We start from the raw sequence: 24,064 nt of genomic DNA, 5'->3' as shown, positions 1-24,064 counted from the left end.
GGAACGTTACAACCTTCGCCGTATCCGGATGGTCATTTGGTCACGACGGCCATGCCGTCATGAAGTTTGTGGGTGCCGGTGCGCACGACCTGATCGCCGGCCGACAAGCCTTCCTTGACCTGCACCAAGCCCCGTTCATGAGCGCCGATCACCAGTTCGACCAGGCGGGCGGAGCCGTCTTGCACGCGGTACGTCATCGATCGATCGCGCTGGATGAAGACGGCTTCTTCCGGAATGAGCACCGCGCGGAGATCTTGACCGAGCCTCACACTGACCGTGGCGAACAATCCGGGACGCAGGCGGCCGTCCTGATTCGGCACGACGGCTCGCACTGCGATCGTCCGATTCACCGAATCGACGCGCGGGTCGATGGCCGTGACCGTGCCCTGGAAGGTCATGCCGGGAAACGCATCGGTGGCCACGCCGACGGCCTGGTTGATGGACAGCCGGCTGAGCCACACTTCCGGCACCTTGAAGTCCACGTGCAGCGTCTGCAGGTCTTCGAGATTGACGAGGTCCTGCCCCGGTTGCACATAGTCTCCGACCGAGACGCGGCGCAGTCCCATCGTGCCGGCAAACGGCGCTTTGATCAGGCTCTTCTTCAAACGGGTGCCGAACAACACGCTGTTGGCGGTCGCGGCTTGCAGAGCCAGCCTCGCTTCATCCACCTGCTGCGCCGGCACGATTGTGGTCTGCTGCGCCGACAGCCGCTTGAGCCGCTCGTACGTCAGTTGCGCCAGCCGCTCCTGGGCCACGGCCTGGTTGGCCTCCGCCTGCAGCTCTTCCTGGTCCAATTGCACGAGCGGCGCCAGGCGGTCGACCAGCTGTCCGTCCGAAAAATGAATCCGGCGGACAATGCCGGAAATTTCCGGCCGGATCATGATCGAGGCGATGGCCTGCAGGGTCCCGACCGCCTGAATCGATTCGTTGACGACTCCGACCGACGCCTGAACCGTCTCGACAAGCATCGACCGGCTGGACGTTTCCCGCGCGACGGCCGATTCTTCGGTGGAGCGCTCCCACACCCGCACGACCAACACGACGGCGAGTGCGGCGACCAGGAGGAGAACCGATAATCCCTTCACATTCATCCCTGCCGATCAGCTCCTGTCAGTTACGGACCCGCAACACGATTCATGGCGCATTGTGCGCGCTTTCTTTCGTCAACCGTAACGAATGATCGGGCCGATCCGCCACTTGGTTGCGTCACGGCGGCCGGTTTCGATCTCATGGCTGAATTCTCGCTGCCCCGGCCGGAATCTCGCTGATGCACTGGTGAACCTGAATGCTCTGGACCGCGTCCATGTGCTCGCCCACGATCGTCCCGGTTTCCCCCGAGCCCTTCGTACATCCTCTCCCATCGATGGGCGTTCCTCCTTGTCTGCTCAGCGTGGCGCCGGTTCACAAGGCGTGAATCGGTGCCCGTGGCTGGGCCAACTCCACGGCATGCAGTACCCGGAAAGTTTCCCGATACAACGTATTGGCGACCTTCAGGACGGCGACCGACGTGTCGGACTCCTCGCGGGACAGGAGCCAGGATCCGATCACACGCGCACGGCGATCTCACTCGCCGGACGTCAGCCCATACGCGTGAGTCTCCCGGTCCGGCATGAACGTATCCGCCGCTCGATCGGAGCAGGCGTCGGCTCTCCGGCGGGCAAAATCGACCAGGGTCTAGACGAGCCGAGACCTCGATGTATTCGTTGGGTAGCGGCTTGTTGTACGCGGCTGCCGTCCTGACTCTAATCCTGGTCTTCAAACCGCACATCGAGCGGCTGACACGTTCCACCATCGCTACCATCCTTCCCATTGACGGAACAGAAACCTGTTCCCTCACACGCGAGGCACTTTTCCCTGCGACCGGATGCAGGAAAGTGATGGCAGGAATTGTGCGGAGACCAATTCACAGCCCCTGATAGATTGGCGGGCATGGCCAGTACGGCTGTTCGAGCGTATTCTCTGCAAGGGTTTCTCCAAATGGATCCACACAGAGGGCGAACAATCTGGGCCGAAAGATAGTGCCGAAGCGTAGACACATTAGAGTCATACCGCCGCGAGAGGCCGTCTTGACCACCTTGGCTGAACGACATCTGGAAGCGTTGCAGAGTTTGAAAATCAGGAGATCGAACGATTACGGCAGGAGATTGCAGCAACGAACGGCTTCAGCCTGTCGGCTGAAAAACCGGAGTTGTACGCAAGTTGTGCTCTCTGCCGGCCCTCAGACAACTGAACCAGTCGTCCGACACGTCGCAGCCATACCGGTCGAATCTTTTCCTCCCGCCATCGACAACCCATGGTATCGCGCGCACTTTCAAGCTGCGAGAAGCTGCATATCGAGTGGCTCCCAGGGGTCGCGAAGAGGCCTGGGGTCTACGCGTGGATCAGTTGAACTCCAGCTTGATCGACCCCAGCACGGTGAGCGGAGCCCCGGTATAGATGATCTCCCGGAAGTTCTGAGCCCCTACGAAATACCGTTGGTCCAGGAGGTTCGTGAAGTTGATCGCCGCCAGCAAATTGGTCCTCGTGAATACTTCGGGCTTGCGATAGTAGAGAGCCCCATCCATGCGCACGAAGCCAGGCAACTGGAACTGTTGCTGACAGTCTGCTGGGTTCTGACATTGGAGAAGCCCATTTCGTTGACCTTGTGCATACATGCCAATGCCTGCTCCAAATCCTTTAATCAACCCCTCTTGGAAGAAATAGGTGGTCCATAGGCTGCCCTGACTCAGCGGGACGTTCGGCAGTCGGCTGCCAGTTTGAAAAAAATTGTCCTGAGTGACTCGTGCGTCGATATAGGCGTAGTTTGCAATGATGTCCCAGCCGGGCATGATTCGACCGGCGATATCGAACTCGACGCCCTTGCTCCGTTGCTCCCCTGTGGCGATCGAAAATCCGGAGCTGGGCCCCTGACTGACGTCCGGCGTGAGCACATTGGTTTTCGTAATATCGAACACGGCGACTGTTGACCGTAATCTCCCCTCGAACGCTTGGAACTTGACGCCTGCTTCGTATTGTGTTCCTCGCTCCGGTTTGAACAACTGTCCGTCGACGCCTCGCGCGATGGAGGATTGGGGGAGAAATGAGCGAGTGTAATCGGCAAACAGCGCGATGGCTTTGGTGGGCTGGTACGTCAAGCCGATCGACGGACTAAACGCGTTGTCGGACTGCGTGTCCGACCCTCCGTCCGGGCTGAACACGCTTGGCCGATTGATTTGCTTCTGTTCAAAAATATCGAATCGACCGCCCGCATGGAGGTGTAGGTTGTCGAGCAGGTCGATTTGATCACCGGCGTAGATACCCATGATGTTGTTCGTCGTCGAGGTATCGGACTGCAGGTCCAACGGATTCGACACGAAGGAGTAGACCGGATCATAGATGTTGATGGTGTTCAACGGTGCGGCACCGGCAGTATCGGAATACTGCTGCTGGCTGGCGTTTTCCCTTCCCAACTCCACGCCCATCATGAGCTTGTGCTTCACTGGTCCGGTCATAACGTTCCCGTGCAACTCGTTCTGCCAATAGTAGCTCTGAACAAGTGTGGGTATCTGAAACTGAGCCAGCTGTAAGATTCCACTCGCATCGTCCATAAACCATGACTCGAGGCTGTTGTATTTCTCAGACGACACAGCGGCACGAAATGCGCTCCGAACCTTCCACTGGTCGCTGAGTTGATGGAACATGATAATCGTTGCTTTTCCCTGGTTGATGTACCCTTGTTTGGTGGGGTCGCCGAGGAACCGGCTAATGGGAATGTTGGCCGGCCCGTCGCCTACCGCCACGAGCCCACGATCGATCGGTGACTTGTCGTACAGATATTCGCCTTCGAATCGAAACGTGGTCCGCGAGCCAAATTCCCACCCGAACGTCGGCGTAAGAAAAAGCCGCTCGGTCTTGACGCCTTGACGATAGCTCTCGGCATTTTCATAGACACCGTTGAACCGGTAGGTCAACGTCTTGTTCTCGTTAATTGGACCACCGATATCGATGTTCGGGCGGTACAAATTGTAGCTGCCGATGATCATTTCCCCGGAGTAATAGTTGTGACGGAGGGGATTTTTCGTGGTCTGGTTGATGATGCCGCCTGGGTCAGCCCGGCCGAACAAATAGGAGGGAGGTCCCTTGACGACCTCGATGCTTTCGATGTTGGCCACATCTCGGGCTGCACGCGCTGCAAACGTGCTGTCTTCCCTGAACCCGTTCTTGAACACGTTGGTGTCGCTTTGGAATCCACGTATCATGAAATCACCAGCTCGACCGCCCTGCGTGCTGGGCATCGAGGTTCCGCTGACATTGCGAAGCGCATCGTTCATGCGAATCAATTTCTGATCGTCCAGGACCTGTCTCGTAACCGTCTCCACAGAACGAGGAAGATCTTGAACGGGGACGGGAAGACGGGTCGCCGTCGTCACCTCATCGGTCGTATAGGAATCGCTCCGTTCCTTCGCCTCCTTGACAATCACCTCCGGCACCTTGACCGGCTTGGACTCCGCCAAATCGAAGGCTTCCGGTTGAGGCTCAGGCTGTACGGGCTGATCCTGACCTTCCAGCGGTACGGCCTCCGGAGAGGCCTGAACCAGAGTGATGGTCGCGGCATTCGTATACTGATAGGTCACTCCCGTGCCGACGAGAAGTGTTCGTAACGCCGCGTCCGGCGTATACGTCCCGCTCACGCCCGCGGTGGTCGCCTCCGCCGCCAACTGTGACGGGTAGCTCACTTGGACCCCGGATGTCTCAGCAAACGAGTTCAATGCTGAGCTTAGTGGTTGTGGAGGTATGTTGAACGACATGGGGACCGCCTGCGCAGAGCCGGATGAGACCGCCTGCGCAAATTGCGGCCACGTTCCCAAGGCCAGGATCAAAATCAGGCAGGAGCGAGCAACCCGCGGATGCCGACACCCTTTCCGCGCGACGTTGCCAGCTGGATTCGTCATATTTCCTCTCCGCAGAAGATAAGTCCGTATCTAGTGAAAAATGCAGCACACTAACCGACCGCCCCCATATGACGGAATACGAAAGGGGTCCCTCACGTCGCCTGCAATTTTTTGTGGTGGGAAGGCCTAGAAAAGAGCGACGACTCGACTCCCGAGATGAGCCATGTGTATCGGAAGGGTCTGGGCCAGGGTAGCGAGAATCTCGTCAGGATCAGTAAGGGTATAGCTTCCGCTTACCCTCATATCTCCAAGAGTTGGACCCCAGATCACGATCACCCCACGGTGGTATCGACGGATCTCATCGATGACCTCTGCGAGCCGGACATTCTCAAACATAAGACGCCCGCGCAGCCAGGCGGTCGCGGCCTGCACATCGACCTGGCGGATGGGTCCCATCACGTGACTGTCGACAGCGGTCTGTTGACCGGCCGTCAATTGAATAGGTTCCCATCCACCCTCGGTCGAAGCCAACTCGACGATCCCCTCTACGACGGTGACGCGAATTTCATCCGACTGCCGACGCACGAGAAACTTGGTACTTACAGCTCGGGAGACGATCTGCTGTCCTTCGACCAAAAACGGCCGGTCCTGATCCGGTTCGACCTGAAAAAAGGCTTCTCCATCGAGTAACCGAACTTTGCGGGCCATCCCGTCGAAGTTGACGGCAATGGCACTCTTGGTATTCAGGGTAGCCGTGGAGCGATCAGGGAGTTCGATCTGAAGCTGTTCGCCTGTGGCAGTCCGGTGGTCAGCCTTCAGCCGGACGACAATATCCAACTGATACGCCACAACGATCGCTACTGCGCAGGCGGTGGCGAGCGCACCCCAATGCCAAATCCGTCTCGTTCGTGCGGAGGTCCGACGCTGTGTCAAGGGCAAGAGCGCTTCCACAGCGGCCGCTGATGCTGCAGCGGCTTTCAGCGACGGATCATCCCAAAGCCGGCAGACTTCATCAAAGGCAAGCGCATGAGCGGGATTTTGCCGACGCCAGGACTCGAATGCCCGGCGATCCTCTTCTGGAAGGGTGTCAGACCGCAGCCGAACAAACCAAGCTATAGCTTGTTCTTCGAGAGTTCTGCCGATGCCGGACGAAGAGTCTATGTCGGAATCGGAGTCCGATGGTGTCATGCCTGCAGCGCGCCACGTTCAGACCCTGCCGGAGCCTGAGGAACCGCCCGAGTATATCGTCAGACGAATACCTGTGCCAGCCCCTCATGTCAGTCTGCATCGTTTTCTCGCAGGAATGTCCGGCAATGCAGGAGAGCCCGCATGATGAGCTTTTCTACTGCGCTCTCCGACACACCAAGATAGGACGCGATGTCTCGATACGGGCGATCGTGGACTCGGTGGAGAAGAAAAGCCTCGCGAGAGCGGTGCGGAAGCGAGTCGATCGCCCGGGAAAACACGCGAAGCCGTTGTTTGTCATACATGGCTCGCTCCGCCGAAGGCGCGCTGGACGGGACATCCGCCGCGTGATCCAATGTTTCACCGCTCTGCCGCTCCGACTTCCCCTTGCGAAGATAATCGATAGCAAGATTCGTAGCGGTTCGGAACAGCAATGCTCGTGGATAGGTGACAGATGTCGTCTGCCCTAGATTGACCAGGCGCAGATAGGTCTCCTGCGCTAAATCAGCGGCGGTTTGCTCACATCGCACCATTCGGCACAGGCGCCTAGTCAGCTCGAATCGGTGTTGGTAGAACAAACGCTCAATCTCGTCGCAGGTCAGATTTATCATCTCAGCCTCAGGTTGCAGCATAAAAAACCCACGCGCATCTCTTGATGCCGTGGGCTCTGTCCCGGAAGACGTTGGCCTCGAAAAGCGGCTAGCTATGATATTGAGAAACACTATCAGAATTTATTATAGCAAGGCACCGTGGGGCTGTCTAGCCCCACCCGCAAGATGGAAACCAGCGCCCAGCGACCAAGGGGACTTTGATACCGTGGGGGTGATAGCGCGCGGGTTGGAGATCAACTCGCTTTGCCGGCCAAAGCCATCAGAAGGACAAAGCCGCCTAGGATCGTCGCCGCTCGGGGCCGGAACGGCCATAGGAAAATCAGCGCCAGTCCTGTCACACCGATCATCCCTACCCATTCTATCGGACCAAAGGACCAGCCGTTTGAACCGACTGCGGAGAAGAATGAAGCGGCCACCGCCAACCAGCCGGCGGTTCTGAAAGCCCACCGAGAGACGTCCGTAGGCATATGGGAGAAAAGTTGTCGATAGTGCTTGGGCGTCGCCAAGCACAGTGCCAGCAAGCCGTTGTAGCACAGTGCGATTTCCACCGCCCTCATTCCTAACCTGCTTCAACGATCGGGGCTGATGTCGCGTGCGACTCGGGCACGGCAGGACGCCCGACACGCCATGCAATCCAGTACAAGAGCCCCCCGACTCCAAGACAGGTCAAATCGATGCCTGCCAATCGCCAATTGCCGACCGGGAGCGAGACCAACAGATGATCGCCAGTCGTCCCCACATTCAACAGCGGCAGGAGCGCAAACAGGGTGGCGGCCGCGCCTACTTGTTCCTTCCATGCCCATAGGCAACCTTTTCTGAGGAATCCGTGCGCGACGCATAAAGCCCATAGGAAAAAGAACGTGTTCATTTCCCACATCGCTCGTTCCGGTACGTTAAGAGGCCATAACCGATTAGCCCAAAAGAACGCGGCGATCGCGACCGGCAATCCTGCGACCACGGCAACATTCAGCGACTCGACAATTTGGTATCCGACAGCATCCCAGGCATGACGGTCCTTCCGTTTGATGACCCATAGGAGCAGCCCCGACGCAATCATGATGCTCCCGGTCAGCCCCATGAAAAAATATAGCCACCGAATCATGGCGTGATCAAACCATAGATAATGAAGTCCCAAGAGCACCGAATAGGTCACGAAGGCGGAGCCCTTCCCCTTCCACACGTTGAGCACTTTTCCGGTGGCTCCGTCGAACGTCACGCGATCGGAGATCAAGTCCACACGATCGTCTGCGCGGCGTACGACCTCCACCTGGGCATGCAGATCTCCTGGATGCCTCACGTGGATCTCCTCGGTGACGCCTCCGCCCCAGTAGGTCTTCGCTTGCTGTTCGAGCGCGGCAAGTGAGATCAACGGAGCCGGAATACCCGCGCGCTGGGGGTGGACACGCTGCTCTACCTCCTGCAGCATCTTGTCGAAGTCACCGCCGTAGAACAGGTCCACTCCTGCCGGCATATAGATCATCCAGAAGATGACGAGTCCCGTGAATGTGATCACAAAGTGGAACGGCAATATCAGGACGCCTGTGGCATTGTGAGCATCAAGCCATGATCGGTGAAAGGATGCCTCGGGTCGGAACGTGAAGAAGTCCTTAAAGATCCGATGATGAATCACAATGCCGGTAACGAGGACCGCCAGCATCACCATCGCGGCACCGCCGACAATCCAAGTCCCGAGTTGGTCCAAATGCAGCTGATAGTGGAACCGATAGAAAAATTCACCCCCTTGCGTCTCACGGACCGTCACGATCTGCCCGGTCGCCGGATCGAGCTTCCGTTGCTCTTGCTCCTCTCCCGGATTCTGCCAGGAGATCGTCAATTCCGGCGTCCTGGCATGGGGAAGTTCGATCCACCATTCATCCGCTCGCGGCGCGAGTCGGGCAAGTTGATCCGTAGCGGCCTGGAGATTGATAGGCGAGGTTCTGATCCCATGTAATTCCGGCTTCATCCAATAGGTGATTTCCTTGTCGAAGACGGTCAGTGTGCCGGTCAAAAAGATGGCGAACAGGATCCACCCGAACAGGAGCCCACCCCACGTATGCAGCCAATCCATCGATTGTTTAAAACTCTCTTTCATGACTGTAGCCGGGCGAATCTATCCGGGCACCAGTGCGGATTACCACTCACGATCCATACGAGCGGTAGAGGGCGCAAACCCCTGCCTACCCACAACCCACATCCAAACCTGTCGCTGTCTGGCTCTCAATTTGCGGCATCAATCTTGGACACTCGAAGCAGCATTGTCCTGAATGAAGGCAGCGATAACGGTGATGGCGTAGCAGGCGACGGAGCCCGTAACCACACATGAGCCTACGGCTGACCAAGATACCTTGTCCTGCCTATTTCCGCTGCGGCCGTTCTCTTGCCGGTTTGGACGGAGCACCCACCCAAAGCGTCAGCTTTGGACTATTTGAAGGCGGTGTACGATACCACTATCATTAGTGTTAGCTAACTAGGCCATATACCTCAAATGTGGATCACACCGAGTGTATGACGACTGGGCAGCCAATCCCCAATCCGCCATGTCTGGCGCCTTGCACAATATGCATGATATGCGTACACGATTTGCGGAATCGAGAGTCAGGTGAGTTAGCTCTTGATCCGCAGCTGACTCACCCATGCGCCAAGGGCGGCTATTCGAGTATATGCAGAATCGTGCTCTTGTTCCTTAAGCTCGATCGGACGCAGCGGATTCGCAGAAGACTCCGCTTTCGCAAGAGCGCCAGCCCCGCACGTGAGGAGTGGAGAGTGCGGCAAGGCTCCGGCTACTCATGAGCGCGCCGCCTCATCCTGCCGAACATGACAGAGCGGTCCGCGCAGTCCGCTTTCTCTCTTGTGTCGCGAATAGGAACATATTGGGCCACGAAATGGATGTCACATTTTTCTAGGGACGACTCATGAAAACTACCGTTCTAATGCCGCCGACAATAGCGTCCAGATGGATAGTGCCACGATGGCACCCACTAGAATTCCGAGCGCCACCGCGAGACTGATGAGCACTGGAAATGTGTCATTCCGAATGATGGAGTCAGCCTTCATCCTTTACTCCTTCATTCAGAGAGTCGAAGCCGTGCCGGCCGAAACGATCGCACTTTTTGACCGTCGACCTTCATCAACGATCAGCGCACTTTGTGTGATTGCGTAGCGGCAGATCGCGCAGGCCCAAAAGGCCCCCGTCTGGAAGAGACAATTCCGTTGACACCGAGGACAATGGCGAATTTTCATCGTTTGACTCCTCATCAGTGACACATGTGGACGCTTGATGAGCCTGCATGCGCAGACACGGAATCTAAAGAGGATTGTTTAAGCATTGAGGCCAGACGCCCGATGGAATCAGCAAATACTTGGAATTCTTCCCTCTCAAAATGCAGCGTGATCGACCCGTAAGTTACATGAAGTCTTCCGCAACCACATACCGCGAGTTTCAATTGCCCGTGGCCCTGCATGATTTCCCTCCTTGATTCATACCTCGATTCATACCTCGTGGTGTGACACCCGATATGATGCCAGCCTCTGACGCCAACCGCCTACTGTCTGCCGAAGCGGCGCTAAACAGGGAGAACCTCTCTGCGAAAGTCGGTAGACCCCTCCCAGGCTTCTGTAGGCTCGCTGAAGGAGAATCGATTGAGCACAACGAGATTGCGGATGGCCTGCAGTTCGCTAGATGAAAAATCATGGCGCCAACGTAATCGTACTATCCCTGCTTCATCCAAAAGCAGGGTTCGGCACTGAGAGCCAGATGAACCGGAGGCGAGGCCGAACATCCGATGCAGACGCCGACAAGGGTCGGCGAGCACCGTCGCACAGCGCCTCCTCTCTCGGTCTTGCCAGAGTTGGTGGTGAAGAGAGGCGTCCGACCCGACAATCAAGAGCTCAGCATCAACTTCCCGAAATCGCTCGGTTTGATCGTCCAGCGTTTCCGCCGCCGCGATGATGCCCTGGTCCGGCAAGCAGCACATCACAATCACGCGTCCACGAAATTGTTTTCCCGACAGATACCTCACCTCGCCTCCTACCAGGGCCGGCACGCGAAAATCCAACATGCTTGCTTCATTGAGCCTCATTGATATTCTCCTTTACTCAAGCCGTTCACTTGTACGCACCTCTCCCAATCGCACGCCTCTCGACTGCTGGCGACCAATGAAGATCACGCCGATTCCACCCGCAGTTCACACATCTCCATTCGGTCATTCGGTAGAAATCCAACACTACTTCGAGCACCAAGAGCCCGCCGCACTTTACACAGCTCGATTTCATCCTTTTCCTTCGGTTCATGACTAAACCGATTGCAATGGTGCAGGAGGATTAGCTCATCGTTCCGTCTAACGGGTGATGCTCTGCAGCTACCTGAGTGCCGCCGAGTTGGTGGTCGGCAGCGGAGCAGCCGCGGCATTCTCGACCTCCTCTTTTAGCCACCGGCTAAAAACCGGGTGGGCTAGCCGCTATTCCTTGAGCACGTCGACCAGACCGGCCGGCACCTTCCTGCAAGGACCGGAACCAGACAGACGAGTCGGGATGCTCAACACACGAGCATCTAGGATCGCCTCCCGCTGTGTTGCAGCGGTCATCCTGAGCAGCCTTCCTGCACTCGCTTCGAAAAACAAGCGCTGCTTGCACCCTTTGGTGCTTCCAGTTGACAGGTCATGAAAGTCTGTATTTGCAAAGGCTCACGTCATTGTTGGTATTGATATGTATTCTCAATATCATTTAACACATGCCCTTGTCAACCCTATTTTCTTCAGTGACTAACCTGATCTTAAGTGCGAATTCCGCCGACCAGCGTGAGAACCATCGCGGTGATGTACATGAGGCTGATGCCCAGAAAAACGCCTGAGGCAACCTGTAGTCGGCGCGTGACCGTATAAGAGATGGCGGTCAGCGAGAGAATGACATAGAAAAGCGAACCAGCGGCCATCGCATAGAATGAAATTGTGAAGTACGACGAGAGCCCCTGCCCGCTTAAGAGCGCTCCCAAGCACGTTGGAGCCCCAGCCAGGAGCCCGAGCACGAATATATCTTTCCCGGTCATCGGTGCTTTGCCCGCGGCACCCACAATTCCGAACCCCTCTGTCCCGTTATGGAGTGCAAACCCTGCCACGAGCAGCGCGCTCAGCACCCATTCACCATTCGCGTAGCTCGCCCCGATCGCCAATCCCTCTCCAAGATTGTGGAAGCCCATGCCCAGCGCAATCATGTAAGGAAGGGAGAGCATGCGATTCCCGGTTTTTCCCCCGAATATTTGGCTGGACTCTAACGAGACCAAGCCGACCAGACTGACTCCGAGGCTCCCCAGAAAAACCATCCATGAGACTGCATCACGGGCGCCTGTCAGTTCAATCGCTTCGTGCATGAGGTCGAAAAAAAGATAGGCCAACACGCCGGTAGCCACCCCGATGAGCAACCCTTCCCACGACCGAGGCAGCACTCGCCCCAAAAACAACGCCACGAAAATTCCTAGATAGACCGGGATGACACCGGCGATTGCACCGAGCCCTATGAGATCCATTCTCATGCTCCTTGATTAGAGACCGAGTCGTCGATATTCCGACCGTGATGCGAATAGAATCATGCAGGCACCAGAACCGCGGCTAGTCCTCACGCGCTACGAGGCGACGGCATACGGTCACAGCCATTATACCGAGAACCGACCCATTCCACCGGCCGGATTACACACCAGCATGCCTTCACCGGAGCGGCGACCATCAGACAGGGCGAACCACTTCCCGTGATGGCATTCCGGCTCGATGTTGTGACCTGGCGCACAAGCAGGCCCTTTTTGCTCGATCGCACTCGACGGCGTCGGAAGAGCGGTTGCTACGAATATCGTGCACGGATGCTCCTTCCCTGCCCTGCGCGGTGACCAAGCAGGGGATCGATCAGCCGACTGCACAACCCATCTTTCATGAAGCCGTAGTTTCGTGCATGTGTAGGCGGCAAGTCACTTCAGCGGACGACGGCTGGGAACAGCGGGAACACAATGACTCCGCAGCCGAATGCGGGAGACAGGAGACCGACCCAGGCACGCCGTGGCGTTGAAGCCGCAAACGCCCAGACAATAGCGCCGGTGTAGAGCACGAAGGAAAACATCGCCGCTGTCAGCACAGCCTCAGTTTTAGAGAGGGGCAGGAGGAGAGTCAAGCACGCCGTGAAGGTATAGGTCAGGGTGTATCCGCCGAAGGCCGCCGCAGCGATACGGGATACGACATTTTTCCAAGGAATCTGCTTCGTTCTGGTGGGGTTTCCCATCGTCAATCACTGCCTGCCAGCCTCGATCGTGGCAATTCCGGCAGCGGACTCCCCTCGTGAGGTTTCGCATCGTCGGGATTGGGATGCCGCGGCCCAGAATCCTCGACATAGGAATGCCCTTTGGATTGCATGCATCCGCTCAGATTGATGCCGATGCCGGGCATGGTGCCCTGGTGGTGTTCTTGCCCAGCCAGCGCTTCCGGCTTACAGATCTCCCAATCCCGTCTTCTGCTCCCCGGACGTAGAGCGTTGACTGAGGACTGAGTCATGGGTGGGACGGAGTCCAACGTTACTTGAACGTCAGCTTCCTGATCTCCGCCGCAGGAAGCTCGACCTCACCGAAATCGGATTGACCTCTGAAACTTCCGGCCATAGCCAGAATGAATTCGCCGATCTTTCCGTCCGCCAATGTGATAGTCACGTGGGGAGGCGTACTATTCCCCGAAGGTTTAAGATCGATGTGCTTGATGTTGTCAAACTTGATCTTGACGGTTGCGGTGCCACGTTTGACCGGCACTTCTCGCATTTCGTGCGGTACGAACGCAGTTTCGCTGATCTTTTCCTCATAATAGAAAATGACGTTCTTGACATCGGTTTCCACACCCTTGGCATCGGTCGCGACGGCGTAGAACACTTTGTCGCTCTTGATCTGCGCAATGGCGGATCCGTCGACCGGGAGCCCGCTCAGTACCCCTGATAGCACTGCAACAGTGCAGACAATCTTCGTGCGGCTCATGAGTCTTCTCCTTTGCAATTCTCTATATGGTGCAACCCCGATCACTGCCGTTCGCAGGAACGACCCAGGCAGCCACCGCTATCCATCCAATCGATAACTGATGGGAATAAGAATCGTGACCTGCGGCTTCCCTAAGGGATGCTTGAGTGTCAGCGGTGATGCCTGTCTCATAACCGAAAGCGCTTCCTGGTCGAGAATGGGCCGGCCTGAACTTTCGGCGATACGCAGTCCGACGACAGTTCCATCCTCACGGATGACCGCCGCAACGACAACCTTCCCTTCCCAGTGATTGCTCCTTGCCAGCGCCGGATAGCGCTTTAATTCCTGAATCCGATTCCAGAGAGTGTCTCGAAGCCACCCGTAATCCGCCTGGACTTTCCGATATTGCACAACACGGTGCTGCACAGTCTTTTCTTCTACCACTGGGGAATCCGATTGTGTAGCAGACTCGCGCGGCATCACGGCAGGCTGATGCGCGACGGCCACTTGTTCCGTCGCTGGTGCGGTCTCCTCCATTAACGCGTTTTCGGTCACCGGCGCAGTTTCCGTCACGACTTCAGACCCCCTCTGACTGGTCTCAACAACCGTCGTGGTCCTTGCCGCCTGCACCACAGCCATCGGACTTTCGACGCTCTGTACCTGGGGGCGGTGGATCGCAGTCTCAACCGGCGTGGCCGTTACCTGTTCAACGGGCATGGCAATATCTTGGACAGTCTGCTGAACTGTCTCCACCGTCTGTGTCTGGGCCGATGGACGCTGGTCACTGGTTCGTTGTACCTGAGGCGTGATACGAGGACGGGCTGGCGGCGTGAGAGGCGGAGGCGTTGGCGATTTAGGAGCCGGCTCTACTTTCGGTGGAGCCGCTACCATGACAACGTCCCACGCAAATGGAATGGGGCGATTAGGCTTTTCGAATTCCGCGACCAGTACAAGCGTGCACCAGACGCCCAGTACATGAAAAATTAGGGATGCCGACCAGCTATGAGCGTGATGCGTTTCGCCGCTACGTGTCAGCCTGGCAAATTCGATGGTCGTCATCATTCACAGTTCCGAGGATCCAGGGGTGGCAATCTTCTATGATCCTCACCGACAACCAGCCCTCATGATGAAATGCTCTTGCAACAGGAATCATCACCAAGGCGGAGCGTCCTACCGGAGGAAGCTTGGGTCAGGCTTGCGGTAACCAATCGCGGTATCACCGTATTCAGACCACCCTCAGAATTTCCGCTGCTCACTGCAGGCGCCGCGAAAGGGCCAAGCGAGCCAGGCAGTGAAGCGAGCCAGCGACCTCACAGAATCTCTCAATAGTCAGGCAAGCGCTCTGTCTGCAAACTCCAGAGGCCAGGACACACAACCACCCTCCTGCGCGACTACTCTAAGTAAAGACGAATCAGCGCGCCGATACCTCACCATTGGTCGAAGCATTGTTTTAGAAACGCCCAAATCCCCGTTTAACCGCTCACATACGATAGTGAATCTCCCATAGGCTGCCTCCTCTCTGGAGGAAGCCTCCGAGAGGGAAGCTCGTGGGATTCCACGACCGACCGATCTCCAGATACCGGCAATCGGACCAGAACCTCTTGCGATGGGGCTCTAGTGGAAGCTCATGCTGGCGTAGGTGACTGTGGAGTTGTATTGATCGGTAATGCCGCGGTCGTAGCGGAGCACCTGCCCCTTGTCGGCTTGGATGAGCCGAAGCAGGCAATAGATGGGCGAGAACCCGGAAATGCGGCGCTGGTCGTTTTCCTTCACGATGTAGGCGGCGAACTCTTCCGGCTTGAGTTCTTCCACCGGCTTCAGCATTTCGAGATCGTGCTGCATCGACCGGTGAAACGAAAAGTCGGTGGGCGGCGCGCTGTCGCCGTAGCGCATGCCGAGATGGGCTAACTCTCCCGCCGCAATCACGCAAGCGGTTTTCCCCGACGACACGATCGCGTCTCGCAACGCCGCCAGAAAACGATCGACTGTTCCTCGCACAGATGGGTTGCCGAGGCTCATCGCGGAAAATGAGGAGAGAATCGGCACGATGGTCACCGGCCTCGTGGTGCCGGTATTGGTTTGAAGAAACGGCAATTGGAACTCGATGGCATGTTCCGAGTCATGCGCGATGTCTTCGGCAAAAAACTCCGGCACGATCGCTTGAAGCCGACCCAATATGGCTTTGTCCGCCCGCACGACGCCGAGCGGCGTTTCAAAGTCTTTGTCCGTGACGGCAAAGATATTCTCAAGTCCCGCGTTGGCGGTGCCGACGATCACGCAAACGTCCGGTTGTTGCGCTTCCTGTAGTTCTTTATAGGCCCAGGCATAGACCGGACCCGCTTGTTTCAAGTCGTAGGTCGGCACAACCAGTCCTCGGATCGGCTTTCCTGAGTTTGGAGAAGGTTTGAAGTCCGGCCCTTCTTTCGAAGTAAAGAATCCATCGATTTGTTTTCGCAGCTTGGCGCCATCGGCCTCATAACTTCTTCCGGCGAACTGCGCATGGCGCAAGGGCCCTTGTCGATATGCCTGAAGCGCCTCCGCTCTGGCTTGATCAGTGCGCGGACCCTCGAGAAACAGTTTTGACTCCAAGTCTGCAACCAGCTGCTCGACTTTATTCGGCAGAAGGAACTCACCGAACCGCTTCAAGTACAAGCCGCCGATTTCCTGGAGGGAATGTTCACCGTCAAAATGCTGGATAATAAAGAAATAACTCAACGGCAGCACCAACTTGTCTTTGCTCAACCCGCTTGGGTCCCACAGTACCACAAACTGATCGTCCCCCTCCTTGATCGGAGAGAACTGGAGGTTTCGGAGCACAGGATACTGTGCGGGATCTTTGGGAGTGCCTGCCGTCATGACGACCTCAATTGTAATGGAGAGGCGGAAGAAGCTGCAACCGCGAAGGTCACCGGTCCGAGGTGGAGGGTTCATTCTCCCGCCGACGCGTCAGCAGGGCCAGAGCAGCAATGGTGAGAACCGTCAACCAGAGGGTCGGACGGCCGTAGGACGCATCCGAAAATTCGATCATGTCCGTCAGGCGACCGATCAGCAACGACATTCGGGCCATGACAGTGTAGCCGAATGCGGCGCCGAAGGCGGTCATCAGAAAGAACACACCGGTCCGGGCCACGACCTTCCCGGGCCCCTGGTGCTCAATGGAGAAGAAAAAATAAAACAACACGGAGCTCACGCCGATCAAAATGATGATGGTATTCAGATTACTCGCCGGATTGAGGAGATTCACCGAAAAAGCGACGCCGTCTTGACCGGCCAACGAGAGCAGCGGGCGCACGGTGTCTTCGATCTGCTTGAGAATGAACGAGGAAATCGTCCGAGGAATCGCAAGCCCCGACCCCACTCCGACAATGAAGGCAAACGCGTAACGGGACATCCAGGCGGCGTTCGGGACGTACCGGGTCAGCATCAGCAACCCGATCGCCACCGGAATCAACAATGAGAACTCACCTTGTTCGAATATGGGCTTTACAATGAGATGCAGGATCACCGAGTCAAAAGTCTTCACGATCGCATAGCCGACGGATACTCCGACGTACAGGTGCTCGGCAAGCTTGAAGAGGGGATTATCTTTGTAGAGAAACGAGAAAATGAACAGGGTTAAGCCTGTCGCCATCCACGCCCCTAGAACTCCGGCATCCATGGTAATCCCGACTCCTTACGATGATCTCTGGCTTTGAAGTTTGGCCTGCCTTCTGAGCGAAAAGTAGAACAGATTGCAGATCACCACCAGCACAATGATCGCGAGATGGGTTGCGGACTGGGCGTCCATCCCGGCGACCGCTCGTCCCTTCTGGCCGATCAGGCTTTCGTATTCTGCCGCGCCTCGCAGTCCTCCGATCAATCCATTGATTTGGCCGCTCCTGAGCAACGGATACAATCCCGGTGCCATGACACCTGTGCAGCCCCCGGCCAGTTCAAACTTGTACTTGTCCTTCCCGAAGACATACCAGGCTTCCACACCCGGCACGCCCGCCCCGAGACTGACGGCATAAGTCACATCCTTTAGACTGTACACGCCATCCAACACCGGCAGCCCCTTCGTGGCACGACCTCCATAGTCGCTGGGAAACGCCGTGTACAGATCTTGTCCCATATTGATGATGACTGCGGATCCGCCGGGACTCCATCCGAGAAACACATAGTCCTTCCCGTTCTCCTTCCCAGCCTCTTGCGCCATCTGGGTGACGAGCTGCTCGGCCATGCCGGTGCCGCTCACCCACAAGGTCATGGCGACCACCCGCAGATCCTTTCGAAATGCATGGCGGAGGAGGGCGACCGCCTGCGGATGCAACTCTGGCTTCGATGCCGGATCAAAATCAATTGAGAGCAGGAACACCGAATGGGGAGGCAGCGACTCCATGTAGTCGTACACGCTCCGCACTTCAGGTGAGATCTTGATGGGCAGACCGACGGGATAGAGCAACGGCAACAGCGTGCAGAGGCCGATCACCACAAAAATGATCCGCCGGTCGATTTTCAGCATGCGTTCAGAGAAGCTCATAAACCGTTCCACGTGAGGCGTGAAGCGTATTTCGTGAAGTACATGAATTTCAGGTTGCGGGTTTTGAGTCTCTGATACGGACGAACCCGAAACCTGAAACTCGAAACACGAGACGGTCGTTCACGTTATTCTTTCCCCCCTCCTAAATACGATCGTTCGACTCCGAATATGATCTTGAAGGACAAGGCGACGGCTCCGAGACTGACTCCTATCAAGATGGCCCGTCGAACGGAGGCATTCAACACGTTCAGAATCCATTGCGACACATCTCCGCTGATTGGAAGCATGTACTCACCCAATGGAACTCGACCCATCATCACGATCACGGCGGCGATCAGCAGCACCGCCGCCTCACGACTGCGCGCCCTGAACGACCTGTATGCGGCGGACGCAATGAAAAAAGCCAAAATGGCAAACATCGTGCCTTGTAAGGGCACCATCATGAAGGAGTACACCCATCCGAATGCGGTCATCGAGCCGTCGACGCTTTCTTTTCCATTGGCGAGCAACCCGGCGACAATCGTACCGACAATGCCTGCGTACAAGACGAGACTGTAGCCCCACCCTGATTCCTTCCGGCGAATCTTGACGGCATGCTGCTGAAACAGACTGGAGACACCCAGTATGAGTGCAAATCCTCCGATGATCTGCAGCCACTTTGTCACGGACGTCAGCATCTGCTCGGATTGCGGATGCGGGATGTAGTACTGCGCCGCAAACGTCAATCCTGCGATCATAGTGATCAGCAACGGCAGCTGTCGTCGCATGAAAATCATTTGAGATCCCTGAGGACGTCGATGATCAGATGGGGCCATTGAGCGCCCGTCACGACCCCGATTGTCGCCACCACGGTTCCGATGGCGATGGCGGACAGAATCACCGCCTTTCCGATATCCTGCCCTCGCAACGTGCCGATCTGGATCGGCTCTTTCGAGAGGTAGGCGCTGGCGGCATAGAGTTCCTCGCCGATCAGCGTGTAGTCGCAGGTGGTGACAAAGAAGGGCAACTGATGATCGGAATCAGTGCCGGCAATCTGGATCGCCCCCGTGCTCGCGCCGGTCTCAGTCAGCAGGAGGGATTCGGCGAAAAAGGATCCCATGAAGAAATTCGCGGCCGGCTTCTTACGCAGCATGATCCCATCGACCGCTGCCGTATAGCTGAATTGGTCGGATGTGATGAAGAAGTTGGAGTCATCCTTGAACAAGTCCGGCTTTCCCGCCTCCAAATACGCCTGCTTGGTAATTTCTTGACAGACCGCCATCGTAATGGGGTCTCGGTGCGGCACCATCAATTCCGTTTCATAGGCAGCGGTCTTCTTGGCGACGCGACCGAGAATGACCGCCGCGGCGATCGTCGAAGGATCGCTCATGTCATGGGCACCGGTCAGATAGAGAATGGGCTTCCCCAACTCCGTCGACCGTCCGATCGCTTCGTCCACGGCATCGAGACCGGCAATACGGCGGAGAAAAATGTCTTTTCGTTTTGCGTGACTGATCGTGTAAAAGACAAGACCCCCGAACCCCAGCGCGACCAGTAGATTGTTCGCCTGATTCCAGTTAAACCAATCAGGAGTCGAACTCGCCTGCAGGATCGACCCTGCCGCTCGCTGATCACCGCGGACCGCGACCACTGTGACGGCATAGACATGCCCGTCCTTGATCTCGAGATTCTTGCCGCTCTTGATCACGAATTGATGCCACGAAGCCTCTGCGCGTCTGGTCCACCAAGGAGCTTTCGTCTCTCGTACAAAATGGCTGTCGGCCGGGAATTCAGCAATGACCTTGAGCATCGAAGCGTCGGACAACCCTCCCTCACCCGCGAGCACCTGATAGCGGGTCTGGGGATCATCCGCCAGCCCGGGAGCCCACAGAACGGTCAGACTCTTCCCGGCATCGTTGGGGGTATCGAACACTTGAAGACCTTGCGGCGGAGGAAGCGGCTCCTGCGCCACCGCGAACACAGGCCACAAGCTCAGCAACCACGCGACTGCGAAGGTTTTCAGAATCAGCGACCAAGCGCATTCAGTCTTCACGCTTGTCTCCCCTACTCCTTGTCTTCACCCCGCTACCCCTTACCCCTCTAACCCTACTCGCCTTAGCCTCCTTCGATCACTTCAATGTTCGAGCGAGGAACCACCGCTCGCGTGCCGTCGGAAAACCTCACTTCGAGTACCCGAACCTCGCTCTCCGTGGGAATCTTCTTCAAATCATGCGGCAACGCCGACACCTCGCTGATCCGGCCGAAGAACGGGTCCCGGATGATACGGACCGAGTCTCCGAGCCTAACGCCCTCCTGCTGTCGGTCCCGACCGGCACCTGTTGACGCCGGTTCCCTGTAGGGCACCACGATTTCCGGTCTAATCACACCGGCCCGAATCTGCGTCGCCCCTGAAATCGACGCTCTCTGTCCCGCATGAGCGGACAACAGGCCGAAGGTCTTGGCGGCCATGGGAATCGCGCCGAATCCCTCCGTGAGAATCAACGTAAATCCGACTTGCTCCGTACCGGTGATGGCAACGCCCAGATCATAACCAAGCAGTTCGCGTAGGTCCTTATCATGAATACCGCCGACAACCAAGCCGGCCACTCCCGTCGCTTTCGCCTTCGCCATTGTGTCCGTGGAGAGAAACGACCCGCCGACGACGACCTTTCCCTTCATGGCAGGACTCACATGTGCCGGGAGTAACGGCTCGTCGCGAGATCCGACCGCCACGACAATGTCGCCCCAGGTCTCGCCCCCGATACCGAAGATGCCTTGCACCAGCGCACAATCGGCCTCGACTACGACGCCCTGATGGAGGATGATCTCCGCGACGATCCCGTCCACATAGGCGAGTAGATCCAGGACACGCGGAGGCTCGCGCAGCAGGACTTGCCCCGTCACGCTCGACACCGATTCGATCGTTCCCCCCACGGGCGACCGGATCTCCGTCTTAAACCATTTGATGATCGGCTTGTTCTCGGCCAGGATCTCGTCCTTTTGAATGGCATCCCCTTCGCGTTTGACGAGATACTCTTTAATCTCGCCTGGAGCCACACTGAGTTGATTTGCGAGATTGACCGGATACACTTTCCCGGGCAGCCGCACGCGGGCCACGGGTTGGTCGGATCGGACCTTATCGCCGATGTTGACCAACACCTCGCCGGCCAAGGGCAACAGTCGACGGCGATGAACCATCGTGCGGTCGGTAACGGTCAGTCCGGGCGTATAGCTGTGCGCCATACTACAAATAGTCCTGCGTGCTGAGTGCTACGCGCTGCGTGCCAAGCCGTGTCCGAATGCCCGTCTCGGCACTCATCCCTCAGCATCCAGCACTGGGTAAAGATTGACCGCGTTGAACCATTTCGTCAACGCCGCCGCGCGCGCAGTCCGCTCGCCCGGAAGCATCACAGGCCGACCTCGCCCATCCAGCATGAGACCGACGACACCGCCCCGCACCTCACGAGTGATCGTGACTCCCGGACCGGCACCGAGATCGGCCTGCTTGGCCGGACGCGCGGTGATTTTCGCCGTGGCGCCGGATTCCAACGGAAACACCTGAAGATCTCCGAATTTCAGATGAGATTCGATGATGCTGCCGTCGGAGAACGCGATGTCACAGTCCATCCAAGACTCCCCGTCCTTTCCTTGGCCGATGGGAGCGATGCACGTGCCGAGGTAGACCATACAATCCCGGACAAAGACGTCCACGGCCGCTTTCTCGTCGATGGTCGACAGCACTCCCAAATGAGGCATCATGAAAATACTGTCCACCGACAGTGCGGTGAAGCCGAGAGGTTCGTAAGCATCCACCATCATCAGCATCGATTGCACGCGACGGGGAGCGTGGGACAGGATGCCGCCACTGCCGACAATCAGATCCAATTGCAACATGTCGATGAGCGTCTTCCCAGATGCTTGTTGCTCGAACATGTCGGAAATCGTCCGTTCCTGCTGCACTCCTTTCAGCCCGCTTGCTAGAGACTTGTGATGGATCAATGCCAGCCTGAGCGCCTCCCGCGCGATCGCCTGTTCGATCTGCAACTCGTCGAGCGTCTGCGGGATGGTCGTCGGCCTAATCATCTTGTTCTTGATGCGATTGCGGATGGTCTGCTCGTCGATCGTGAAGGGCACCCACCGCATAATATTGGACAAGCCCGCTTCGGCCAGCACATTCGAAATACTGTAGGACATCCCAAGATTGGCGCTGACCGTGCGGTTAAATATTCCGCGGAACACCGAGAACACGTCCGTCGTAGCGCCTCCGATGTCGACACCGATCAGATTGAGCCGTTCCCGTTTCGCAATCGTCTCCATGATGACGCCGACCGCCGCGGGAGTCGGCATGATCGGAGCGCCCGTCATCTCCATGAGCTTCTTGTAGCCGGGCGCCTGCTGCATGACATGCTCCAGAAACAAGTCATGGATTTTGTCCCGCGCCGGCGCGAGATTCTCTTTTTCCAAGACCGGTCTGATGTTGTCGGTGATCTCCAAAGCGGCCTTGTCTCCGAGAATGCGCTGCACCTGGGATCGAGCATCCTTGTTACCTGCAAAAATCAAGGGTAGCTTGTAGGTCGCGCCGAATCGAGGACGCGGCTCGGCGGCAGCCACGTATTCAGCCATTTCGACGACGTGGGTGACGGCGCCGCCGTCCGTGCCGCCGGACATCAGGATCATGTCGGGTCTCATGGATCGGATTCGTTCGATTTTTTCATGCGGCAGTCGTCCATCGTTGGAGGCCAAGACATCGATGACAATCGCTCCCGCGCCGAGCGCAGCTCGTTGAGCACTCTCCCCGGTCATACTCTGCACGACGCCTGTGACCATCATCTGCAAGCCGCCGCCCGCGCTGCTGGTGGAAATGTAGATATCGACGCCCGTCTTGGGATCGCCTTGGCTCGCGCGGTTGGGCGTGATGATCTTGTCATCGTCCAGAATCTTTCGCCCGGAAAGCTCCTCGATCTCGGCGATCGCATTCAGGACCCCTCGCGTGACATCCTCGAATGGCGCCTCGACGGTCGTCGGCGCTTCCCCGCGATACGTCTGCCGGTATTCCTCGCCAATCTTTTCAATGAGGATGGCCTTGGTCGTCGTGCTCCCGCAATCCGTCGCGACGATCACGTTCAACGGCACAGCTGTGGAGAGCTTGGGAGGAGCAGACGCGGTCATTGAGCCGCTGCTCCCCGGGAGGATGCTTTGGCCTCGATGGCTGCGATTAGACAAGGCACGGCTTCTCGGCGCTCCATCAACCGAGCCAATCGCTCGAGATCCTTTGCGTCGACCGCCAATTCGAGAAGCGGAGAGCAGGCATGCAGGGCCTGACTGCCGAGAAAACTCATCGGCCCCATCGACTCCAGAAATACTGCGGCCGGAGCCGCCATGCCTCGGTTCACGATCGCACCGGCTATACGCTCCATCAACTCCCTCTCCTCTACAGAGAGAGGATCAGGCTCGGATTGCGTCGCGAAGGCATGCCGCAACCCGATTCGCAATTCGTGGAGTGTTTTCGCGAAGTGTTCCCTCGACAAGGGGCGCATCCGTGGAGGTCAGACCTGGCCAAAACAGAAGCTGAGTCGGCATTATATGGAGGGGGTGAAACAGAGTCAATTCAAGCCGAAGGTCACCCAACCGGAGAGAACCCGGACTTCGCATGTGGGTGAGCCCGCTTTGCCTTCGAGTGGTGGGTGAATTGCAGAATAAGTTCACTCTGTGCTCTTTTTGAAGTCATATCTGTCGAGTCGGCACAGGCCGGCTCGGATAAACTGCTGTGCATGAGCGAAGGATGGGCATCGAGCGCCAAGATCCTATGGATCGTTCAGGATGACGAGAGATCGACTATTCTTTGTGTCCCTGTCTGCATTGATCCTCGCGGTGCTTCTGGCATGGCTCTCCTTTATGGCAAGGAGCATCGGAGGCATGTGTC

General features: G+C 57.2%; 21 protein-coding genes. All 21 read right to left on the bottom strand.

From position 1 onward, the window contains the following. Nucleotides 1-32: 32 nt before the first annotated feature. The 21 genes from P0111_06760 to P0111_06660 all read right to left on the bottom strand — a co-directional run bounded on the left by P0111_06760 (nucleotide 33) and on the right by P0111_06660 (nucleotide 23,558). A complete protein-coding gene (locus P0111_06760; protein MDF0643715.1) occupies nucleotides 33-1,091 on the bottom strand; it encodes an efflux RND transporter periplasmic adaptor subunit in 1,059 nt (352 codons plus the stop codon). Nucleotides 1,092-1,401: 310 nt separating this feature from the next. Beyond that, nucleotides 1,402-1,548 carry a hypothetical protein gene (locus P0111_06755; GenBank protein ID MDF0643714.1) on the bottom strand — a complete coding sequence of 49 codons (147 nt, stop codon included), beginning with the start codon at nucleotides 1,546-1,548 and terminating at the stop codon, nucleotides 1,402-1,404. Between the two features lie 833 nt (nucleotides 1,549-2,381). Next, nucleotides 2,382-4,931 (bottom strand): TonB-dependent receptor, encoded by a 2,550-nt coding sequence (locus P0111_06750; GenBank protein MDF0643713.1) that lies wholly within the window; start codon nucleotides 4,929-4,931, stop codon nucleotides 2,382-2,384. A 126-nt stretch (nucleotides 4,932-5,057) separates the two neighbouring features. Beyond that, the gene (locus tag P0111_06745; protein MDF0643712.1) at nucleotides 5,058-5,810 is read right to left on the bottom strand and encodes a FecR domain-containing protein; all 753 of its coding nucleotides are present in this window, start codon (nucleotides 5,808-5,810) and stop codon (nucleotides 5,058-5,060) included. A gap of 338 nt (nucleotides 5,811-6,148) precedes the next feature. Beyond that, nucleotides 6,149-6,667, bottom strand: coding sequence for an RNA polymerase sigma factor (locus P0111_06740; GenBank protein ID MDF0643711.1), 519 nt, complete (start codon nucleotides 6,665-6,667; stop codon nucleotides 6,149-6,151). Nucleotides 6,668-6,900: 233 nt separating this feature from the next. Beyond that, entirely contained in the window at nucleotides 6,901-7,215 is a 315-nt protein-coding gene (locus P0111_06735) for a DUF3325 domain-containing protein (GenBank protein MDF0643710.1), read from the bottom strand. A gap of 11 nt (nucleotides 7,216-7,226) precedes the next feature. Then, complete coding sequence (locus P0111_06730) at nucleotides 7,227-8,759, bottom strand: PepSY-associated TM helix domain-containing protein (protein ID MDF0643709.1); 1,533 nt, start codon at nucleotides 8,757-8,759, stop codon at nucleotides 7,227-7,229. Between the two features lie 827 nt (nucleotides 8,760-9,586). After that, a complete protein-coding gene (locus P0111_06725; GenBank protein ID MDF0643708.1) occupies nucleotides 9,587-9,721 on the bottom strand; it encodes a hypothetical protein in 135 nt (44 codons plus the stop codon). Between the two features lie 1,403 nt (nucleotides 9,722-11,124). Next, complete coding sequence (locus P0111_06720) at nucleotides 11,125-11,250, bottom strand: hypothetical protein (protein ID MDF0643707.1); 126 nt, start codon at nucleotides 11,248-11,250, stop codon at nucleotides 11,125-11,127. Between the two features lie 188 nt (nucleotides 11,251-11,438). Then, nucleotides 11,439-12,188 carry a zinc transporter ZupT gene (locus tag P0111_06715; GenBank protein ID MDF0643706.1) on the bottom strand — a complete coding sequence of 250 codons (750 nt, stop codon included), beginning with the start codon at nucleotides 12,186-12,188 and terminating at the stop codon, nucleotides 11,439-11,441. Between the two features lie 437 nt (nucleotides 12,189-12,625). Beyond that, nucleotides 12,626-12,928, bottom strand: coding sequence for a hypothetical protein (locus P0111_06710; GenBank protein ID MDF0643705.1), 303 nt, complete (start codon nucleotides 12,926-12,928; stop codon nucleotides 12,626-12,628). A 289-nt stretch (nucleotides 12,929-13,217) separates the two neighbouring features. Continuing rightward, nucleotides 13,218-13,664, bottom strand: a complete 447-nt coding sequence (locus tag P0111_06705) for a hypothetical protein (GenBank protein ID MDF0643704.1) — start codon at nucleotides 13,662-13,664, stop codon at nucleotides 13,218-13,220. A gap of 78 nt (nucleotides 13,665-13,742) precedes the next feature. After that, nucleotides 13,743-14,360: an energy transducer TonB gene (locus tag P0111_06700; GenBank protein MDF0643703.1), complete on the bottom strand. Its 618-nt coding sequence runs from the start codon at nucleotides 14,358-14,360 to the stop codon at nucleotides 13,743-13,745. Nucleotides 14,361-15,257: 897 nt separating this feature from the next. Further along, nucleotides 15,258-16,499: an AmmeMemoRadiSam system protein B gene (amrB, locus tag P0111_06695; protein ID MDF0643702.1), complete on the bottom strand. Its 1,242-nt coding sequence runs from the start codon at nucleotides 16,497-16,499 to the stop codon at nucleotides 15,258-15,260. A gap of 49 nt (nucleotides 16,500-16,548) precedes the next feature. Then, a complete protein-coding gene (locus tag P0111_06690; protein ID MDF0643701.1) occupies nucleotides 16,549-17,301 on the bottom strand; it encodes a hypothetical protein in 753 nt (250 codons plus the stop codon). A 15-nt stretch (nucleotides 17,302-17,316) separates the two neighbouring features. Next, nucleotides 17,317-18,162 carry a hypothetical protein gene (locus P0111_06685; GenBank protein ID MDF0643700.1) on the bottom strand — a complete coding sequence of 282 codons (846 nt, stop codon included), beginning with the start codon at nucleotides 18,160-18,162 and terminating at the stop codon, nucleotides 17,317-17,319. Between the two features lie 125 nt (nucleotides 18,163-18,287). Then, nucleotides 18,288-18,929, bottom strand: coding sequence for a hypothetical protein (locus P0111_06680; protein MDF0643699.1), 642 nt, complete (start codon nucleotides 18,927-18,929; stop codon nucleotides 18,288-18,290). Nucleotides 18,930-18,934: 5 nt separating this feature from the next. Then, nucleotides 18,935-20,194, bottom strand: a complete 1,260-nt coding sequence (locus P0111_06675) for a hypothetical protein (protein ID MDF0643698.1) — start codon at nucleotides 20,192-20,194, stop codon at nucleotides 18,935-18,937. Between the two features lie 62 nt (nucleotides 20,195-20,256). Then, nucleotides 20,257-21,384: a hypothetical protein gene (locus P0111_06670; protein MDF0643697.1), complete on the bottom strand. Its 1,128-nt coding sequence runs from the start codon at nucleotides 21,382-21,384 to the stop codon at nucleotides 20,257-20,259. 72 nt (nucleotides 21,385-21,456) lie between these two features. Beyond that, nucleotides 21,457-23,310, bottom strand: a complete 1,854-nt coding sequence (locus tag P0111_06665) for a glutamate mutase L (GenBank protein MDF0643696.1) — start codon at nucleotides 23,308-23,310, stop codon at nucleotides 21,457-21,459. Then, nucleotides 23,307-23,558, bottom strand: a complete 252-nt coding sequence (locus P0111_06660) for a hypothetical protein (protein MDF0643695.1) — start codon at nucleotides 23,556-23,558, stop codon at nucleotides 23,307-23,309. The genes P0111_06665 and P0111_06660 overlap by 4 nt, the downstream gene beginning before the upstream one ends. Between the last annotated feature and the right edge of the window lie 506 nt (nucleotides 23,559-24,064).

The organism is Nitrospira sp. (genome assembly GCA_029194535.1).
Classification (GTDB): Bacteria; Nitrospirota; Nitrospiria; order Nitrospirales; family Nitrospiraceae; genus Nitrospira_C.
Note: the sequence above shows the minus strand (reverse complement) of the source record. Positions and strands in the feature narration are given on the sequence as shown.

What these genes read in the sequence shown, in the direction of transcription:
- P0111_06760 (MDF0643715.1), bottom strand. Translation starts at nt 1,091, where the DNA reads ATGAATGTGAAGGGATTATCGGTTCTCCTCCTGGTCGCCGCACTCGCC.
- P0111_06750 (MDF0643713.1), bottom strand. Translation starts at nt 4,931, where the DNA reads ATGACGAATCCAGCTGGCAACGTCGCGCGGAAAGGGTGTCGGCATCCG.
- P0111_06740 (MDF0643711.1), bottom strand. Translation starts at nt 6,667, where the DNA reads ATGATAAATCTGACCTGCGACGAGATTGAGCGTTTGTTCTACCAACAC.
- P0111_06730 (MDF0643709.1), bottom strand. Translation starts at nt 8,759, where the DNA reads ATGAAAGAGAGTTTTAAACAATCGATGGATTGGCTGCATACGTGGGGT.
- P0111_06725 (MDF0643708.1), bottom strand. Translation starts at nt 9,721, where the DNA reads ATGAAGGCTGACTCCATCATTCGGAATGACACATTTCCAGTGCTCATC.
- P0111_06720 (MDF0643707.1), bottom strand. Translation starts at nt 11,250, where the DNA reads ATGACCGCTGCAACACAGCGGGAGGCGATCCTAGATGCTCGTGTGTTG.
- P0111_06715 (MDF0643706.1), bottom strand. Translation starts at nt 12,188, where the DNA reads ATGGATCTCATAGGGCTCGGTGCAATCGCCGGTGTCATCCCGGTCTAT.
- P0111_06710 (MDF0643705.1), bottom strand. Translation starts at nt 12,928, where the DNA reads ATGGGAAACCCCACCAGAACGAAGCAGATTCCTTGGAAAAATGTCGTA.
- P0111_06705 (MDF0643704.1), bottom strand. Translation starts at nt 13,664, where the DNA reads ATGAGCCGCACGAAGATTGTCTGCACTGTTGCAGTGCTATCAGGGGTA.
- P0111_06700 (MDF0643703.1), bottom strand. Translation starts at nt 14,360, where the DNA reads ATGCCCGTTGAACAGGTAACGGCCACGCCGGTTGAGACTGCGATCCAC.
- amrB (MDF0643702.1), bottom strand. Translation starts at nt 16,499, where the DNA reads ATGACGGCAGGCACTCCCAAAGATCCCGCACAGTATCCTGTGCTCCGA.
- P0111_06690 (MDF0643701.1), bottom strand. Translation starts at nt 17,301, where the DNA reads ATGGATGCCGGAGTTCTAGGGGCGTGGATGGCGACAGGCTTAACCCTG.
- P0111_06685 (MDF0643700.1), bottom strand. Translation starts at nt 18,162, where the DNA reads ATGAGCTTCTCTGAACGCATGCTGAAAATCGACCGGCGGATCATTTTT.
- P0111_06680 (MDF0643699.1), bottom strand. Translation starts at nt 18,929, where the DNA reads ATGCGACGACAGCTGCCGTTGCTGATCACTATGATCGCAGGATTGACG.
- P0111_06670 (MDF0643697.1), bottom strand. Translation starts at nt 21,384, where the DNA reads ATGGCGCACAGCTATACGCCCGGACTGACCGTTACCGACCGCACGATG.
- P0111_06665 (MDF0643696.1), bottom strand. Translation starts at nt 23,310, where the DNA reads ATGACCGCGTCTGCTCCTCCCAAGCTCTCCACAGCTGTGCCGTTGAAC.
- P0111_06660 (MDF0643695.1), bottom strand. Translation starts at nt 23,558, where the DNA reads ATGGAGCGTATAGCCGGTGCGATCGTGAACCGAGGCATGGCGGCTCCG.